We start from the raw sequence: 16,536 nt of genomic DNA on the forward strand, positions 1-16,536 counted from the left end.
AATACATTCCAGATCATAAGGTTGGCTATACGGAGGCATTCATGGCGGAGCGCTTATAGCAAATCTGCCACCATCGGCATGAGAATTTGACCTGTCAGAAGTTGCAGTGAAAAAGACCCGTTCGATACGCTATTTCTCAAAGTGCCCACTCGGCAAAATCCAACATCATGGAGGAATGGAAATGCTGATGAAGAAACTCTCTGCAGTCATGCTGCTGGCCTGCTTGCCCCTGTTCAGCCAACCCGTGCTGGCCACAGATAAGGTAGCGCCCAAGCAAACAACCACGGCCGCGGTCGCCAAGGAGGACGGCAAACTGAATATCAATACGGCCACCCTTGCCGAACTCACCAGCCTGAAAGGGATTGGCGACAAGAAGGCACAGGCCATCGTCGACTATCGGGAAAAACAGGGAAAGTTCACCTCGGTCGATCAGCTGGCGGATGTCAATGGCATTGGCCCGGCCACGCTGGAAGCCAATCGTGACATGATCATCGTCAAATAACGTCCGAGCCCTGCATATACAAATGGGGCAGCCGGTGGCTGCCCCATTTTTCTTGGAGTATGATTGCCGCACTTTCATCTCTCTGGATAGTTTTCCATGAAAAAGACCCCTCTGATCGTTCGCAAGGCCGTGCTCCCGGTAGCCGGTCTGGGTACCCGCATGTTGCCAGCCACCAAAGCCATCCCGAAAGAGATGCTGCCGGTGGTCGACAAACCGCTGATCCAGTATGTGGTGCGCGAAGCGATCGCCGCCGGGATCAAGGAGATCATTCTGGTCACCCACTCCAGTAAAAACTCCATCGAAAACCACTTCGACAAGAGCTTCGAGCTGGAAGCGACCCTCGAGAAACGGGTCAAGCGTCAGCTGCTGGAAGAGGTGCAACAGATCTGCCCGAAAGATGTCACCATCATGCACGTCCGCCAGGGCGAGGCCAAAGGGCTGGGCCACGCTGTGCTCTGCGCCCGTCCGCTGATCGGTGACAACCCCTTCGCCGTGCTGCTGCCGGATGTGCTGATCGACGACGTCGCCAGCAACCTCAAGCAGGACAACCTGGCCGAGATGGTGCACATGTTCGAAGAGAACCAGATCAGCCAGATCATGGTGGAAGCGGTGCCCGAGAGCGAAGTGGACAAGTACGGCATCGCCGACATCAAGGGTGAAGCGCTGAGCGAAGGGATGTCCCTGCCGATGCAGGCCATTGTCGAGAAGCCACCCCGTGACGAAGCCCCCTCCAATCTGGCGGTCGTGGGTCGTTACGTCCTCTCCTCCAATATCTGGCCGCTGCTGGAGAAGACCCCGGCCGGTGCCGGTGACGAGATCCAGCTGACCGACGCCATCGCCATGTTAATGGAGCAGGAACAGGTCAACGCCTACTTCATGAAGGGCAAGAGCCACGATTGCGGCAGCAAGCTCGGTTACATGAAAGCCAATGTGGAATATGGTGTGCGCCATCACGAGCTGAATGGTGAATTCATCGGCTGGCTGAAGCAGTTCGTCAAGCAGTTGTAATCGCTGATAAATCTGTTTTTTATAGACGTATTTAAGGGGCATCAAACGATGCTCCTTTTTCATTTTTGCAACAAAAAATCAATCAAGAGTAAATAAACTCTCAGCAAATCATAATGTTGTAATTTATTCACACATGCTCTATAAGGATTGAGGCGTGTTTCTCGCCCTTGCATAAAAAACTCAAAAAAATATAAGACACAGGTGGAAGTTCCAATGAATAACCCGTCAAAAGGGACCTTTTTAGGTCACCCTAAAGGGCTTTTTTTGCTCTTTAGTACCGAACTGTGGGAGAGATTCTCCTATTACGGCATGCGTGCCGTGCTGGTGCTCTATCTGACCGACCTGACTGCCAACGGCGGTCTGGGCTGGAGTCAGGCAGATGCCCTCAAACTCTACGGTATCTATACCGGTCTGGTTTATATCACTCCGCTGATCGGCGGCTGGCTGGCTGACACCTTCCTGGGTCAACGTCGCGCCATCCTGATCGGTGCTGTGCTGATGGCCGCAGGTCAGTTCACCCTGGCACTGCCCCACGCCATGTTCCCGGATATGGTCAACACCATGTTCTACGCCGGCCTCGCGCTGCTGATCGTGGGTACCGGCCTGTTCAAACCGAACATCTCCACCATGGTGGGTGACCTCTATGAAGAGGGCGATCACCGCCGTGATGGTGCTTTCACCATCTTCTACATGGGCATCAACCTGGGTTCCCTGCTGGCAGGCGTGATCTGTGGTGCTGCCGCTACGGCCTACGGCTGGCAAGCTGCTTTCGTCGGCGCCGGTATCGGTATGCTGCTCTCTCTGGTGATCCAGGCCACCATGGCCCAGCGTTTCCTGGGTGACATCGGTCGCGTCACTGCCGCCCAGCGCGCAGCCGCCCTGCGTACTACCGAGCAGAAAGCACCGCTGACCAAGCAGGAAGTGGATCGCATCAAGGTTATTCTGGTACTGGGTCTGTTCACCATCATCTTCTGGGCCGGCTTCGAGCAGGCCGGTGGTCTGATGAACCTCTACACCCAGGAGTATACCGACCGCATGATCGGCAGCTTCGAAGTGCCGACTGCCTGGTTCCAGTCCCTGAACCCCTTCTTCATTATCACTCTGGCACCGGTCGTTGCGGCCATCTGGATCAAGCTCGGCAAGAAAGAGCCGAACTCTCCGGTGAAATTCGCCATGGGTCTGCTGTTCCTGGCTATCGGCTTCCTGTTCATGGTCGGTGCCGTGCTGCAGCAGGGTGGTGACAACACCGTCAAGACCTCCATGTTCTGGCTGGTTGGCGCATACCTGTTCCACACCCTGGGCGAGCTCTGCCTCTCCCCGATTGGCCTCTCCATGGTGACCAAGCTGGCTCCGCTGCGTCTGGCTTCCCTGATGATGGGTGCCTGGTTTGGCTTCGTTGCCTTGGCCAACTACGCTGCGGGCTTTATCGGCTCCTTCGTGGGTGAAGCCGGCCCGATCGCCATCTTCGGTGGCATCGCCCTGGCGGCGGTACTGAGCGCCCTGATCCTGCTGACCATGGCCAACCGCCTGGTTTACTGGATGCACGGTGCCGAAGGCCCGGCCAAAGAGCCGCAAGCTCAAGAGAAGAAACTGCACTCCGCCACCGTCTAAACGGTCAGGATTGTAAACAACAAACAGGGCGCCCATCGGCGCCCTGTTTGTTTTGGCCTGTTTATCAGGCGGCATCAGTGATGACGAACCTGCACATCCAGCGAGCCGCCGCTGTCGCTGCGAAACTGCAGGGCGAACGGTTCATGCCAGCTGCGTTTGTGCAGGGCGTAGTGGCTGCTGCGCATCAGACCAAGGGGTAGGCCGCCGGAGCGCATCAGCCAGTGGGGAGAGGTGAGCCCTGCGTTGGCAAACACCAGCCCATCATGCTGATCAAACAGCAGCGCCGCCATGGCAAAAGAGTGGCGAAGCCCGGACGCCATCAACTGATGGTTGAGGTAGTCGAGCAACCGGTGCGGCTGGCTCAGCAACCGGCTCTCGTTCTGCTGAAACTGGCGGTAGGGGACGTTCATCAAGGATCGCACCAGCGCACCACAAAATGCCGCATCCGTACCCATGATGGGCAGCTCCATCACCAGCACCAGCAGCTTGTCTTCCACCTTGAAGGTATCTGGAATAAACAACTGCCCCAGCCCCTTGAACGTGACCTGCCAGGGACCCCACTCCTGCAAGCCCGGCGGCTTGAGCCCCGCCAGCAGGCGGCTGGCCGCCTTGTCGTGGGCACTGAAATAGTCGATGTGATCCATCAGCTCCAGTTGCTGCGCCCGGCTGGCGCTGCCGTTGAGACACTGTTCAATGCTGCGCTCTACCAGCGCGTAATCCTCGAGGGGTTTGAGCAGATAGTCCCGCGCACCGGCACGCAAGGCGCTGGCGACTGCCTCCATGGTGCTCTGGGCCGAAATGACGATAACCGGAATATGGGGATAGCGCGCAGAGAGGCAGGCGATCACCTCGTGGCCATCCATATTGGGCATATTGAGATCGCAGAGCACCACATCAGGATGGTAGAGGGCCGCCGCCGATAGCCCCTCAATACCATCTTCGGCCTGAAACACCGTTGCCCCGTCCCGTGCGAGGTAACTCACTAACGAGTGGCGAAAAACGGCCTCGTCCTCCACCACCAGGATCCGTAGCCCGGCTTTTGACATCTTGATAAAGCTCTTATTAGTCAATTGGTTATTTAGGTATTAAGACTAGCTCAAAAGTGCGGTCAGCGCGGAAACCCTGCGTCAAAAGTAGACCTCGATCATACGATGGCATCAAGAGAACCCCATCCGTCCGCGTAGCTCTATTCGCTCGGGAGGCCCCGCGACTACGACCGCCATCCGAATTGTGCAAGTGGGCGCCATAAGGGATAATGCCCCCCACTCCAGCTCGTGAAGAAGACCATGACCCCAGCCGAATACAGCGCCCTTGCCCACCCAAGATTGTCCCATCCGGCTCGCAGTCTCTATACCCTGCAGCTGCGCCGACTGGTGCTGGAAAATCAGGCGGCCCGGCTCAACTATCCCGAGCTGGGTCGGGCGCTGGCGGTGGTCGATCCGGGTGATCCCTGCGGCTTCTCGTTTCAGGTCAATGCCCGCCAGCTCACCGAGCTGTTCGATGAACTGATGGAGGCGGGCCTGCTGCAGGTCGAGGCTCAGCCCGAGAGTGAGCACTACCATCAGTGCCCGTTCCAATTGCCATTGCTGACCCAGAAGTTGCGCAGCCCGCTGCCGGAGCGTCCCTTCCAGATGCATCTGCAATGGCGCCCGGACGAAGAGTTGCCTGCCCTCGCCCGTCTGTGCGGAGTGATCGATGCCAGCTACAGCGAAGAGGATCTGGGGGAGTTTATCGCCTACTGGCTGGGGCGCCCCGAAGTGTTCGACTCCCAGCATCAATGGATGCTCAAGTTCATTCGCGCCCTCAAGACCCGCCGCTATACCCGTCGCAAACCGATGGAGGTGCAGGGCTATCAGCAGGTGACGCCGGCCCCGGCAGAGTCGGGCCCCAGCAAACGGGCACAGCAGATGATCGAAGAGGCCAAGAGACTGGCCCAACAGCAGACGCAAGAACCCGCAGCGCAGCAGGAGCCGGATAATGATTGATAGCGGCCCCCGCCTGCAGGCAGAATCAACCCTTTGTCTACCCATCCCTGATCGAGCAGAAGGAGCATTCCATGACTGACCCGCAAGATCCCCTGCGCCAGGAGCTGGAAGAGATCGAAGCCAAGCGCCAGAAGATCGCCAAAGCCAAGCAGGATCACCGCATTCACGACCCGGAATTGAGCCGCCATGTGGGTGGCCTGCTGGAGCGCATTCGTCGCCTGCAACAAGAGACCGGCGGCGGCCAGTATGACTACGAGACCCTGCGCAAGGAGTATGACGCCAAGGCCAACGCCGAGGTGCGCGAGCTGCAGAAGGCAGCCCGTCAGGAGCGGATCCAGAAGCTGATCGCCCAGGCCGACCTCAACCCTGACTGGGTGTTCGACAAGATGGATGCCACAGATCCGGCGCTGCAATATCCCATCGAGACAGCACGTTACTTTATCAGCGGTTTCGAGCACTGGGAGAAGAGCGGTGGCGGCTGCATGCTGATCTACGGCGACTACGGCACCGGCAAGTCAACGCTGGCGGGGGCGGTTGCGCACGAGCTGATCGAGCGTCACCAGAAATCGGTGATCTTCCAGCAGTGGGCCTCCATCGTCGATCGCCTCTTCTTCAACGTCATCCCCGATCAGGATGAGCGCAACCAGTACCGCCGCGCGCTGGAAGAGGTGGATCTGCTGCTCATCGACGAGGTATCGGCCAACCGTGCCAAGATGGCGGAGAGCCAGTCCAGCTTCCTCGGCCATCTGCTGCGCCGCCGTCGCAACCTGTCAAAGAGCGTCATCATCATCACCAACCACACGCCCCAGAGCCTGCATCAGGCGATCGGTGATTTCAGCTATGAGGCGATCAAGGCATTCAATCCGGTGGATATCCACTTGAGCGGCCCCAGCCGTCGCCCCAGCATCGGCAACTACAACGGCTGATGCCTCTCAAAGAGTGCGAGTCGCTGGCGGCTCGCACTCTCTCCTCCCTGCCAGCTCACAAATAGAAACAACTCTCATTTACAGCAAGCGAACAAGCCACTAGGCTAGCCCCTTTTGCCAAGGGAGCTCATCTATGCCAACCACACTGATTTTCGGAGCCAGCCGCGGGCTGGGCCGCGCCTTTACTCATCACGCCCTGAACCAGGGGCACCGGGTCGTTGCGCTGGTGCGCAGCCCCGAGATGGCCATGGAACTGAGTGCGCTGGGAGTTGAGGTGATTGAAGGGGATGCGCTGGATCCGGCTGCGGTGCAGCAGGCATGTGCCCGTGCGGGACAAGATGCTCAGGTCGTCTCTACCCTCGGCAGCTTTCGCCAAACAGTGCCAGTGGACTATCAGGGCAACCGCCATGTAATCGATGCCATGGAGCAGGCTGGCCTGAAACGACTGCTGCTGGTCACCTCCCTCGGCTGTGGCGACAGCTGGCAGTATCTGCCGGAGCGGGCACGCGCCGCCTTCGGTCACGAGGTACGTCTCAAGAGTCTGGCGGAGAGCTGGCTGCAGACCAGCGCCCTCGCATGGACCATTCTGCGCCCGGCGGGCCTGCAGGATGGCGATGCCACCGGCCGCGCCGAGCTAAGTCAGAACAAGGAGTTACACGGACTGGTACGCCGCGCCGATGTGGCCGCCCAAGGGCTGCGCCTGCTGGCGGATGAGACGGCAGTGGGGCAGATCTACGCCATCGGGGATCCCACGCTCCAGCGTGGCTAAAGCAGCAGTAAAACCGCTTAACCCCACCACATAACAAAACGGTCAGCCCTTCGGCTGACCGTTTTTGCTTTACCGCACACGCCATCTCACGGGCGCTTGCCCTATCCCGCTTAACCGGCGGTGGTTTCACCCTGCACGACTGACGGACGAGCAACCGGCAACGACTGCTGCCGCCAACACAGCAGCAGGCAGGCCAGCACGCCGTAGAGCAGCGCCAGACCCCACAGCTGCCACCAGTAGCGGGAGACCTGCGCAAAGTCGGCCCCCATCTGGTTAAGGCGCAGAAAACCCTCGATGGCGGGGATAGTGGGCACCCACTGAGCCAGCCAGTTGAGAGGCGCCGGGATCAGCTCCAGCGGCCAGATAAAGCCCGCCAGAAAGACCAGCGGCAAGGAGGAGACCAGCACCACCTGAGTCGGCAGATCCCGCCGGGTAAAGATCGCCCCCAACACAATCCCGAACCAGCAGGTCGCCAGCAGGAACGGCAGAGCAAACAGCCAAAGCTGCACCGGGTCGGCATGGCGAGCGATGTTGTAGTGATCGAAGCAGAAGCCGAGGAAGTAGCTCACCGGCAGCAGGAACAACCCCGCCAGCACCAGGGTTCTGGCCAGCAGCAGCGGCAACACCGGCGCGCTTTGCCAGTAGCCATGCTCGCCGCGACAGCCGCGCTGGTTCTGGGTCGCCCCCAGGATCCCCGCCCCCATCAGCAGCACCTGATGAAGGATCAGCACAAACACCGCCGGCACCACGTAGTTGACGTAACCCATGGTGGGGTTGAACACCGGCACCACGTTGAGGGCCACCGCATTCCAGCCCATGGCCGCTTGTGGCAGCGCTTCGCCGTGGCTCAACAGCCGCGCCACCTTCACCTGCGCGGCGAGAGTGCCGCCGGCCTGTGCCAGCCCCTCGGCAATGGTACCGTAGACCAGAAAGTAGGAGGCATCACCGGCATAACTCAGGGTAACGCTCTTGCCCAGCATCAGATCCCGATAGAAGTGGTTGGGGATATGCAGGATCCCGCTCGCCTTCCCGGCCATCATCAGCTGCCGCGCTTCATCCAGCGAATTGGCCCGCGCTACCAGCTTCACCTGCGGCGTGGCATCGGCCATAAATTCCAGCTGACGCGACAGCTGACTGCCATCTTCATTGACCACCACCACCGCCTCTTCCCGCGGCAGTTGATGCAGATAGGGTTGGGGGTAGAGGAAGGAGTAGAAGAACACCCCGCCAAACAGGGTGAGCATGATGGCGCGATCCGCCAGCAGGGTGCGTAACTCGAGGCGCAACAGATCGACAAATCCCAGCATCACTCAGGCTCCTTTTCGGCGACTGCCACTGCGGCTGATTGACGGGCCAGTTCGGCCTGCTGTTTGTAACGGCGCACCACCAGCAGCAAGGGAAGCAGAAACAGCAGCAGCGCCCCCAGTTGCGGCAACGCCGATGCGAGAGGCAGACCGTAGTTGCTCTGACCAATCTGCAGCTCCACATAGTGAGAGACCGGCAACAGGCTGCGCCAGAAGCGGGCGAAATCCCCCATGGCGCTCACCGGAAAGGTGACCCCCATAAAGGCGAAACCGGGCGCAGTGTAAGCCCCCGCCAGCGACAGGGCACGGGCCGGATCCCGAATGATGCCGTAGAAAAAGGCCCCCATGGTGACGCAGGCCGCCGAGGCGAGCCCCAGACCCACCACCAGCACCAGCCAGCTGCCGTGCATGGGGTAGGAGAAGCCCTTGAACAGCAGCAGTGTCCAGACAATTCCCCACCCCCAGCCAATCAGCACGTGGGGCAGCAGGGTGCGCCAGAGACCAAACCAGACACCGCGTGTGGTCCAGTCCAGTCCCAGCCGATCGGTACGGGCCAGCGCATTGAGGCCGAACAGCACCACCAGGATCTGCCATACGGCTGGCAGAATGGCGCTCAACAGAAACTGGGCGTAGCTGGAGTTGAGGTTATAGAGCGCAGTGACCTGACTGCTGATAGGCACCGACTGCCCGAGCGCGCCGGGCAATGCCTTGCCGTCGGCCATCGCCTCCAGCACACCGACCTGACCGTTGAGAGTGCCTACCACCTGCGCCAGTGCCGAGTTAACCAGCTTGGCGATGAGGATGAACTGGCCGTTGTTGAACACAGTCACCTGCGGCTGGGTGCCCTGACGAGCATCTCGCTCCAGATGGTTGGGGATCACCACCAGCGCATAGATATCGCCACCGCGCAGGGCGCGCGCCCCGGCATCGATGGAGTCGAACTGTTGCGCCACCTTGAGCCCGGCCGAGCCATTCAGCGAGAAGGCGAGCTGACGCGACAGCACGCTGTGGTCGAGATCCACCAGCCCCACCTTGAGGTCGCGGGCCAATCCTGCCGAGAAGATCCAGCAGAGGATCCCCATCAGCAGCAGCGGCACCCAGCTCATCAGGGCACGGCTGAATGGATCCTGCCACAGCAGCCGAAATTCACGTCCCATCAGAGTTCAACCAGCACACTCATGCCAACCCGCAGCCCCTCAACCGGTTGCAGCGGGCGAGCCTCCACTTGGAAGCTCTTCATATCGAAACCCTGACGGGTATCGGTAGCACGCCAAGTGGCGAAATCCCCCATCACGGCCACATGGGTCACCTTGAAGCGCACCATCTGATCGCCAAGGCCCGGGATGCGGGCATCGAACTCGGTACCGACCGGGAAGCGGGGCAGTAGATCCTCGCGCACGTGGAACTGGGCCCAGGCATCACTCATATCGAGCAGGGTCACAACCGGGAAGCCTTGCGGCGCCAGCTCGCCGCTACGCAGCAACACCTGACTCACTTCACCATTGTGGGGACTGGTGATGCGGGTGTCGGCCAGATAGGCCTCAACCTCGGCCACGGAACCGGCCGCCATTTTGGCCTTCTCGCGGGCGGCGATCTTGGTCTCTTCCCGCGCCCCTTCCAACGCCATCTGGTACTGCTGCCACGCCATCCCTTCGCTGTAGCGGGCGGCTTGCCAGGCAGTCCAGGCCTCGTCGCGTTTTTGGAGCGGCATTACGCCATCGCGGTGCAGGCTGGCAACCCGCTCATAGGTCTTGCCGCGCAGCTGGGCGGCAGCCTTGGCTTTTTGCCACTGATCCTTGGCAGCGGCGATCTGCTGGGCTCGGGCCCCTTTCTCCGCCTCTTGCGCCAGCGCACCCGCTGCGGCCTCACCGGCTTTGGCCTGGCTCAGCTTGGCTTCGATCTCGGGGCTCGCCAGGGTAAAGACCAGTTGATCCTTGGCCAGCTGATCGCCTTTTTTCACCAGCACCTCGTCGATGCGACCCGGCACCTTGGAGGAGACCGAATATTGCTGCGCTTCAATCTGCCCTTGCAGATGCACCGGCTCCGGCTGATAGGCCAGCCAGAAACGCCAGCCGAGCCACACCACCAGGATCACCAGCGCCAATGGCAACAACAGCGGTTTACCCTGGCTCATCTTCTTTTTGATGGGGGGATGGCTCATCACTTCACCTCGACAAACGGGCGACCCTTGACGGTCGAAACAGAGATAGAAAAAGGAACGGACTGGAGTGCGATCATGAGTTCACCTCGATCACCTGACCGTGCTGATATTGATTGAAACTGTTCATCTGGCCGGAGAGTGCCAGCAGGCGGGCCAGCGACACCACATATTGATAAGCCGCCGCCGCGCGCTGGGTCTTGACCCCTGCCAGCTGGTTCTGGGCATCCACCACATCAAGGGAGGTCGAGAGCCCCTGCCCGAAGGCTTTGTCCCGCAGCAGCACGTTCTCCTCTGCCAGCGCCTGGGTGGAAGAGAGGGATTGATACTCCTCCAGCCCCTGCGCCGCTTCGCGCCAGGTCTTTTCCACCAGCAGTTTCAGATCATCGCGAGTCTTGGCCTGCAGCAGATTGACCTGCAGTTCGGCGCTCTTGGCGGCCTGTACCGTCTCGGAGCGGCCATCGCGGCTCACCAGCGGCATGCTGACACCCACCCCCACCAGCCAGTCCGGAGCGGTCTTGGAGGCGAGTGAATCATCTTCATAGAGGTTGTAGTTGCCGAACAGGAACACCTCGGGGGCATATTTGCCCTGCTCGACCCGGATCAGCCCCTTGGCCTGCTCCTTCTTGGCAGTGAGCAGCTTGAGACCGGGGTGCACCTCCAGGGTCTGACTCACCAACCCCTCAAGGCGCGGCAGCTCCTTGTTGACGAACAGGCCGCTGCCCGGCTGGGCATTTGGCAACTTCAGCATGCGGCCAAGGGCCAGCTCGGCGATCTCGAGGCTGCGGCGCGCCTTCTGGGTATCGATACGGGCGCGGTCATAGGCCGACTGGGCGGAGAGGCGCTCCACCTTGGCAATCTGCCCCTGCGCTTCGAGCTTCCTGGCGTGATCCAGATGGCGGGCCAGCCCGTCCTCAATATCCTGCTTGGTCTGTACCACCTGACCTGCCAGCACCACACCGAAATAGGCCTGGGAGAGGCTCTCGAAAGTGGACTGCTCCTTGAGCACCAGCAGCTGTTGCGCCTCGCTCACCTGCGCCTGGCGGATATCCTGCGCCGCATCGATGCGACCGCCGGTAAAGAGCGGCCAGAGCATCTTGACCGAGCTGGTCACGACATTCTGTTTGGTCAGCGGAGTAACAAAGTCGTCATGTGAGAGTTGGGGAAGAGGTACCGGAAATTGGCCCAGTATGCCCTGCAGCGCCTTGATCATCTCCGGATGGTTGGCGATGGGGTTGAGATCCATCATGTCGAGTTCCATCGGCTGATCGAGGTGGGTATAGCTGGCCCCCACATCGACCTTGGGCAGATACATGGATTTGGCAGCCTCGCGCAGCTGCTTGGCCCGATCGACCCCGGCCTGTTCGGCAGCCAGCCCTTCATCCTGTTGGATGACCCGGGTCCAGGCTTCGCCGAAACTGATGGTTTGCGCCTGCGCCGACCCCAGCACGGCCCCCATCAGACACGGCCAGAGTGATTTAATGAACCTTGACGTCATAGATCCCCAATCCGCTTTTATTGCATAAATGTTTGGAGCATTTGCTCGACTTAAGCCCGCTATCATAACGCAAAGCGAGCCTGCAAGTGGACTGACAATTATGCAGGCGTCCGACCCGAATGGTACAGCGCTCACTCTCCGGCAATCTGGCCGTTTTTCAATAACTCCAGAATTTGCAAGCCTTGGCGCGACGTTTTTTTCAGAAAAAAATGGCTGACGCTCAAATACTAACCTTTTCTCCTGCCTAAAAAATGCGTAATATACGCCGCCCTAAGCCGATGGTAACCGTGGAATGCAGATAGGTCCCCACACGCTTGAAACTCCCTTGATTGTGGCTCCCATGGCCGGTGTAACTGACCGACCATTCCGTGAACTTTGTTTGCGATTGGGGGCTGGCATGGCCGTTTCCGAGATGCTGCTGGCCAACCCGGATGTCTGGGATACCCAGAAAACCCGGATGAGGATGGATCACTCTGCAGAAGGCGGATTGCGATCGGTCCAGATTGCCGGAGCCGACCCCGAGATGATGGCGTTTGCTGCCCGCTACAACGTGGAGCAGGGCGCACAGATCGTCGACATCAACATGGGATGTCCGGCAAAAAAAGTGAATAAGAAGTTGGCAGGTTCTGCCCTGCTGCGTGCCCCCGATCAGGTCAAAGCAATTTGCCGGGCCGTGGTGGATGCAGTGGAGGTGCCTGTCACCTTGAAGATCCGCACAGGATGGGATCCGGATAACCGCAATGGCGTGGAGATCGCCCGAATCGCCGAAGATTGCGGTATCGCGGCCCTTGCCGTGCATGGTCGTACCCGTGCCTGCCTCTACAAGGGCGAAGCGGAGTACGACACGATCAGGGCGATTAAGCAGGCCGTATCGATTCCTGTTGTCGCCAATGGTGACATCAACAGCCCGGAGAAAGCCCGGTATGTCCTCGACTATACCGGTGTTGACGCCGTGATGATCGGCCGAGCTGCGCAAGGACAACCCTGGATTTTCCGGGAAATCCGTCATTTTCTTGAGACGGGCACCAAGCTGCCGCCTCCCGAGAGGGAAGAGGTTCGCACCCTGATGAACGAGCATGTAACCAACCTGCACCGGTTTTATGGTGCATATCTGGGAGCGCGCATAGCCCGTAAACACGTGGGCTGGTATCTGGATGAAGAAGAGACGGGCCGAGAATTCCGTAAGCACTTCAATGCCCTGGATTGCGCAGACGCGCAACTTGAGGCACTCGAAGCGTATTTCGATGGATTAGGTTAACAAGATAACTAAAGAGCCGACCGAATATGTTCGAACAAACCCTGACTTCTGATGCATTGGTAACAACTACTCACAATCACGCTGCCGAGCCGACCCAGCGCCCCCTGCGTGACTCTGTGCAACAGGCCCTGCGTAACTACCTGGCCCAGTTGAACGGTCAGGAAGTGATTGATCTGTACGATATGGTTCTCTCCGAAGTCGAAGCGCCGATGCTGGACGTGATCATGCAGTACACCCGTGGTAACCAGACTCGCGCTGCCGTGATGATGGGTATCAACCGTGGCACCCTGCGCAAGAAGCTCAAGCGTTACGGCATGAACTAAGCCATAACAGCTAAGCTATTGAAAATAAAGGCACCATCATTTTATTGATAGTGCCTTTTTCGTTTTGAACCCACATTTGAACCCACACCTACAAGACTAGTTATCATTGTCGACGACTCAACTCGGACTAGCCTGATGAACAGCGTTGACCACATAACTGTACCTATCCTCCCCATGTTGCCTAATGCAAGAGAGGGCCAATGGCCCTCTCTTGCTATCTATGTTGTTGGTCAGTGCAAACAGCACTGCTTGTACTTCTAGCCGCAGCCAAAGGGACACGGCTCGTTGCGGCCAATCTTGATGGGTACCACCACTGGTGTTCGCTACGTTGTGCCAGAAAGTGGGCATGAAGGATACGAGCAGCAAATCGGGCCTTGGTGGCTTGCTCTTGCAGGTGTTCATTGCTGAGCGCCTCCAGCGACGTAGACATGGTTTCTTAACCATGTGTTCTTTATGGTCTCTGTCATCCGGGGGATGTCGCTCCAATGGATAGGCATCTATATCGGTCTCAGGCACAATGTTCGATTAGATAGACCTGATAATGGGTAGTTCAGCTGATGGCACGAATATTAACCAAAGCGCAATTGAGTAAACTGGAAAGCAAAAGCCAAGCCGAGCTGTTGGCTATCGTGCTTGACCTGGCAACGCATCTTCCCCTCGCAAAAAAGCACCTGATTAACCAGTACCTTACTGCTGAGGATGCCTTATTGGCATTGGCAAAAAAAGAGTATAGCAAGCTCACTCGTCGCCCCCCTTCCTGGGATTATAAGGAGGTGGATGCCTTCTTCGATACCTTGCAAAATCAGTTTATTCCGTTGCTGGCCAAGGGGATCGTCGCCTCTCCAAGGGAGGGAGAACTCTTCGCCCTCGAGTTGCTGGCGAATGCCAGAGCCTTGTATGAAAAGATGGATACATCCAGTGGCAGCTGGGAGGACTACCATCTTGCGCTGGTCGAACAGTGGTTGATGGCGATCGCTGCTCAACGAGAGTCTGTCCCCCCAGAGGTGCTGGCTCGTCGATTGCGTGACGGATTGTCAGACATTGATCCATCGATCAGCATTACTTGCCTGTTTGATTACCGTGATGTGCTCGGCTCCCCAGTGATGCGAGCCTTGCGCGATAACTATGCGGCGGCAGGTCTATTGCCAGAGGCGTTGGGGTTGAGCTTTGAGTTGCGTGATATTGCATTCTTTGACTCGGTGCAAAAGGCTGGTCTCTTTAGCCACCCCCGTCAGCAGATTGACTATGCCAGACTGCTGACCGACGAATTACGCGCCGATCAAGCCATCGCGGTATTAGAGGCAATGGACTCGGCTCTGTTGCAGCGCCACCGCCAATTGAACCTGTGGCATCAAGTGTTGATCCGGGCCTATCTGGAAGAGGGACGCCGAGCTGACGCTCATGCTCAGGCATTACGCGCGTTTGCTAGCACACGGGCAAACTCGTTTTTTGCGAGTTATTGCCAAAGTGGAGATGAGCCTAGAGAAGTAGCATTAGGCCAGTTTGTTGCCATTGCCGAATCATGGGGGCTACGCGAGGTCTTGTTGCTGTTGGAGGAGGTTGATGCATGGCCACAACTGGCACAACGGCTTGAGCAATGTACAGATGCAGACTTGCAGGAGGATCTCTCACTCCTTGCTGGTTCAACCGTACGAACCTGGTCGAGCCGCCTCTATCAGCAGGGATTTATCGTGGTGGCAGTGCGGCTACGTCGTCAATTGGTGGCCAATGTCGTTAATCAGGGCAAGAGCACCTACTACACAGGGGCAGCCTCGGATCTGAAAAAGAGCCTGGATTATCAGGCGGCCTTAAAGGTAGAACAAGAGGATGGAGAGAGACCTCTCTGTTCGCCACAGGAGTATCTGAATCAGCTTTATCAGCAGCACAAACGCAAGAGCAGCTTTTGGGAGGCGGTTCGTCAAAAGCTACCGGCCATTACCATGTCGGCGAGCGGTGTGCAGTATCAGGCCGAGAATAAATAAGGCGCTAACACCTTTCACTCGGTCAGTCAGCTTGTGCTGGTGTTCCATGCGCCCTTGGCTGTCCAGCGCCTCGATAGCACTCATCTGGATGTCTCATTGCCACGACATCCTTCAAGCTACCCAAAACAAGAGAGAGCCATTGGCTCTCTCTTGTTTTCGAAATAGGTGTTTTCAAAAAATGTGTTTTCGAAAAAAGTGTTATCGAAAGAAGATCTCATCAAAGTCCGGCTCTTCATCCCAGATGGCGTGCTGACGTGCGTCCCAGCGCTCGGCCAGATAGGGTTTGAGGGTTGCAAGGGTGGTGATGGTCGCCAGTTGTCCATGCAACTGCTTGATATCCCGCTGTAGATAGTGCTGATGCTCCTCGAACGCGAGATCGGTCTTCTTCTTCGAGCGCTGTTTAAACTTGTGCAAGATAACCCCTTGCACTCCCTCCGGGCCACTATAAAAGCAGATCTCGAGCTCACGTTTTTTCTGCCAGAGCGCCGGATTGATGGCCACCAGATTCTCTTCACTCAGCAGCTTGTCTGCCTCGGGCAGATGGGTGTGAGCCAGGTGCAACAGAGTAAACATATCCCGCGTTTCCCACGCATGGCTGAGCTCGCCCATCAGGCGGCTCTTCTCTTCACGCTTGACCGGGTCTTGCTCCCGATCCGGGTGCAGCGTCATAGCCAGCTTGCGATAGAGCTGCTTAAGGCTTGAGTTATCGAGCAGTTGCTCAACCCTGGCAACCTCATCCGGATCGGCCATGTCATGATGATCCTGCCAACGTGCGAAAGCCTCGTCATTGGCAAAGGGGTCATCGCCACAGTCCGGCGCGTCGTCGTCCCACTCATGCTCATCACCGCCCTGTTTTTGGGCCTGGGCTTGCATATAGTCGCGCAGCTTCTCGGGATTTCTGACCATCTCGCGCAGCAGCTCGATATCATCGGGGCTCTCGCCAAACGCCTCTTGCAGCATGTCAGTGATAAAATCGCAGCTCGCCTCGAGCTGATCATCATCGAGCTGGCTGACGCTGCCCGCTTGCACCGCCATATAGAGTGACTCCAGATCCAGCTCCCCCCGAAACGGGTTGGATTCAAGATACCCCATCAATTCATCAATCCAGCCATGGAGCATCTCGCGCTGCCACTGGGTAAAACTTTTGCGGGCGGTGAAACCGGCCAGCCGCTGGCAAAGCTGAAAAATCAGCCCACACTGCTCACGCTCCAG

The 16,536-nt window shown here is 58.3% G+C and carries 15 protein-coding genes; 9 read left to right on the top strand and 6 right to left on the bottom strand.

What is annotated here, in order from left to right:
- Positions 1 to 181 precede the first annotated feature (181 nt).
- The 3 genes from AB5Y97_RS17330 (at position 182) to AB5Y97_RS17340 (ending at position 3,121) form a co-directional block, all read left to right on the top strand.
- Complete coding sequence (locus AB5Y97_RS17330; RefSeq protein WP_064338737.1) at positions 182 to 502, top strand: ComEA family DNA-binding protein; 321 nt, start codon at positions 182 to 184, stop codon at positions 500 to 502.
- A 96-nt stretch (positions 503 to 598) separates the two neighbouring features.
- Positions 599 to 1,510, top strand: a complete 912-nt coding sequence (gene galU, locus AB5Y97_RS17335) for a UTP--glucose-1-phosphate uridylyltransferase GalU (RefSeq protein ID WP_064338738.1) — start codon at positions 599 to 601, stop codon at positions 1,508 to 1,510.
- A gap of 213 nt (positions 1,511 to 1,723) precedes the next feature.
- Positions 1,724 to 3,121, top strand: a complete 1,398-nt coding sequence (locus tag AB5Y97_RS17340; RefSeq protein WP_335837983.1) for a peptide MFS transporter — start codon at positions 1,724 to 1,726, stop codon at positions 3,119 to 3,121.
- Positions 3,122 to 3,195: 74 nt separating this feature from the next.
- Here the strand turns inward: AB5Y97_RS17340 and AB5Y97_RS17345 are convergent, their stop codons facing one another.
- Positions 3,196 to 4,167 carry a response regulator gene (locus tag AB5Y97_RS17345; RefSeq protein ID WP_204484104.1) on the bottom strand — a complete coding sequence of 324 codons (972 nt, stop codon included), beginning with the start codon at positions 4,165 to 4,167 and terminating at the stop codon, positions 3,196 to 3,198.
- A 240-nt stretch (positions 4,168 to 4,407) separates the two neighbouring features.
- Here AB5Y97_RS17345 and AB5Y97_RS17350 point away from each other — a divergent pair, with 240 nt between their 5' ends.
- The 3 genes from AB5Y97_RS17350 (at position 4,408) to AB5Y97_RS17360 (ending at position 6,801) form a co-directional block, all read left to right on the top strand.
- The gene (locus tag AB5Y97_RS17350; RefSeq protein ID WP_005349201.1) at positions 4,408 to 5,106 is read left to right on the top strand and encodes a DnaT-like ssDNA-binding domain-containing protein; all 699 of its coding nucleotides are present in this window, start codon (positions 4,408 to 4,410) and stop codon (positions 5,104 to 5,106) included.
- A 71-nt stretch (positions 5,107 to 5,177) separates the two neighbouring features.
- On the top strand, positions 5,178 to 6,032 hold the full coding sequence (locus tag AB5Y97_RS17355; protein ID WP_368158560.1) for a DnaA/Hda family protein: 855 nt from the start codon (positions 5,178 to 5,180) through the stop codon (positions 6,030 to 6,032).
- Between the two features lie 133 nt (positions 6,033 to 6,165).
- On the top strand, positions 6,166 to 6,801 hold the full coding sequence (locus AB5Y97_RS17360) for an NAD(P)-dependent oxidoreductase (protein ID WP_368158561.1): 636 nt from the start codon (positions 6,166 to 6,168) through the stop codon (positions 6,799 to 6,801).
- Positions 6,802 to 6,911: 110 nt separating this feature from the next.
- Here AB5Y97_RS17360 and AB5Y97_RS17365 read toward each other — a convergent pair whose 3' ends face one another.
- From AB5Y97_RS17365 to AB5Y97_RS17380, 4 genes are all read right to left on the bottom strand, one after another.
- Positions 6,912 to 8,108 (bottom strand): ABC transporter permease, encoded by a 1,197-nt coding sequence (locus AB5Y97_RS17365; protein WP_368158563.1) that lies wholly within the window; start codon positions 8,106 to 8,108, stop codon positions 6,912 to 6,914.
- Positions 8,108 to 9,262: an ABC transporter permease gene (locus AB5Y97_RS17370; RefSeq protein ID WP_120414826.1), complete on the bottom strand. Its 1,155-nt coding sequence runs from the start codon at positions 9,260 to 9,262 to the stop codon at positions 8,108 to 8,110. The genes AB5Y97_RS17365 and AB5Y97_RS17370 overlap by 1 nt, the downstream gene beginning before the upstream one ends.
- Positions 9,262 to 10,266, bottom strand: coding sequence for a biotin/lipoyl-binding protein (locus tag AB5Y97_RS17375; RefSeq protein WP_346202294.1), 1,005 nt, complete (start codon positions 10,264 to 10,266; stop codon positions 9,262 to 9,264). Before AB5Y97_RS17375 ends, AB5Y97_RS17370 begins: the two co-directional genes overlap by 1 nt.
- Before the next feature lie 73 nt (positions 10,267 to 10,339).
- Positions 10,340 to 11,761: a TolC family protein gene (locus tag AB5Y97_RS17380; protein ID WP_368158565.1), complete on the bottom strand. Its 1,422-nt coding sequence runs from the start codon at positions 11,759 to 11,761 to the stop codon at positions 10,340 to 10,342.
- Positions 11,762 to 12,053: 292 nt separating this feature from the next.
- On the opposite strand from AB5Y97_RS17380, the gene dusB reads away from it, so the two are divergent.
- The 3 genes from dusB (at position 12,054) to AB5Y97_RS17395 (ending at position 15,324) form a co-directional block, all read left to right on the top strand.
- Entirely contained in the window at positions 12,054 to 13,019 is a 966-nt protein-coding gene (dusB, locus tag AB5Y97_RS17385) for a tRNA dihydrouridine synthase DusB (RefSeq protein WP_368158567.1), read from the top strand.
- 26 nt (positions 13,020 to 13,045) lie between these two features.
- Positions 13,046 to 13,342 carry a DNA-binding transcriptional regulator Fis gene (gene fis, locus AB5Y97_RS17390; protein WP_005309538.1) on the top strand — a complete coding sequence of 99 codons (297 nt, stop codon included), beginning with the start codon at positions 13,046 to 13,048 and terminating at the stop codon, positions 13,340 to 13,342.
- Between the two features lie 557 nt (positions 13,343 to 13,899).
- Positions 13,900 to 15,324, top strand: a complete 1,425-nt coding sequence (locus AB5Y97_RS17395) for a hypothetical protein (RefSeq protein WP_368158568.1) — start codon at positions 13,900 to 13,902, stop codon at positions 15,322 to 15,324.
- Positions 15,325 to 15,522: 198 nt separating this feature from the next.
- Here AB5Y97_RS17395 and AB5Y97_RS17400 read toward each other — a convergent pair.
- A partial coding sequence (locus AB5Y97_RS17400; protein WP_368158570.1) for a J domain-containing protein occupies positions 15,523 to 16,536 on the bottom strand: 1,014 nt, incomplete at its 5' end.

Origin of the sequence: Aeromonas sp. R10-2 (assembly GCF_040908445.1) — a bacterium.
Lineage (GTDB): Bacteria > Pseudomonadota > Gammaproteobacteria > Enterobacterales > Aeromonadaceae > Aeromonas > Aeromonas veronii.

Excerpts from the sequence above, each read along its gene's own strand:
- fis (WP_005309538.1), top strand. The coding sequence starts at position 13,046 with ATGTTCGAACAAACCCTGACTTCTGATGCATTGGTAACAACTACTCAC.
- AB5Y97_RS17340 (WP_335837983.1), top strand. The coding sequence starts at position 1,724 with ATGAATAACCCGTCAAAAGGGACCTTTTTAGGTCACCCTAAAGGGCTT.
- AB5Y97_RS17360 (WP_368158561.1), top strand. The coding sequence starts at position 6,166 with ATGCCAACCACACTGATTTTCGGAGCCAGCCGCGGGCTGGGCCGCGCC.
- AB5Y97_RS17365 (WP_368158563.1), bottom strand. The coding sequence starts at position 8,108 with ATGCTGGGATTTGTCGATCTGTTGCGCCTCGAGTTACGCACCCTGCTG.
- AB5Y97_RS17375 (WP_346202294.1), bottom strand. The coding sequence starts at position 10,266 with ATGAGCCATCCCCCCATCAAAAAGAAGATGAGCCAGGGTAAACCGCTG.
- AB5Y97_RS17370 (WP_120414826.1), bottom strand. The coding sequence starts at position 9,262 with ATGGGACGTGAATTTCGGCTGCTGTGGCAGGATCCATTCAGCCGTGCC.
- dusB (WP_368158567.1), top strand. The coding sequence starts at position 12,054 with ATGCAGATAGGTCCCCACACGCTTGAAACTCCCTTGATTGTGGCTCCC.
- AB5Y97_RS17380 (WP_368158565.1), bottom strand. The coding sequence starts at position 11,761 with ATGACGTCAAGGTTCATTAAATCACTCTGGCCGTGTCTGATGGGGGCC.
- AB5Y97_RS17395 (WP_368158568.1), top strand. The coding sequence starts at position 13,900 with ATGGCACGAATATTAACCAAAGCGCAATTGAGTAAACTGGAAAGCAAA.
- AB5Y97_RS17350 (WP_005349201.1), top strand. The coding sequence starts at position 4,408 with ATGACCCCAGCCGAATACAGCGCCCTTGCCCACCCAAGATTGTCCCAT.
- galU (WP_064338738.1), top strand. The coding sequence starts at position 599 with ATGAAAAAGACCCCTCTGATCGTTCGCAAGGCCGTGCTCCCGGTAGCC.
- AB5Y97_RS17345 (WP_204484104.1), bottom strand. The coding sequence starts at position 4,167 with ATGTCAAAAGCCGGGCTACGGATCCTGGTGGTGGAGGACGAGGCCGTT.
- AB5Y97_RS17330 (WP_064338737.1), top strand. The coding sequence starts at position 182 with ATGCTGATGAAGAAACTCTCTGCAGTCATGCTGCTGGCCTGCTTGCCC.
- AB5Y97_RS17355 (WP_368158560.1), top strand. The coding sequence starts at position 5,178 with ATGACTGACCCGCAAGATCCCCTGCGCCAGGAGCTGGAAGAGATCGAA.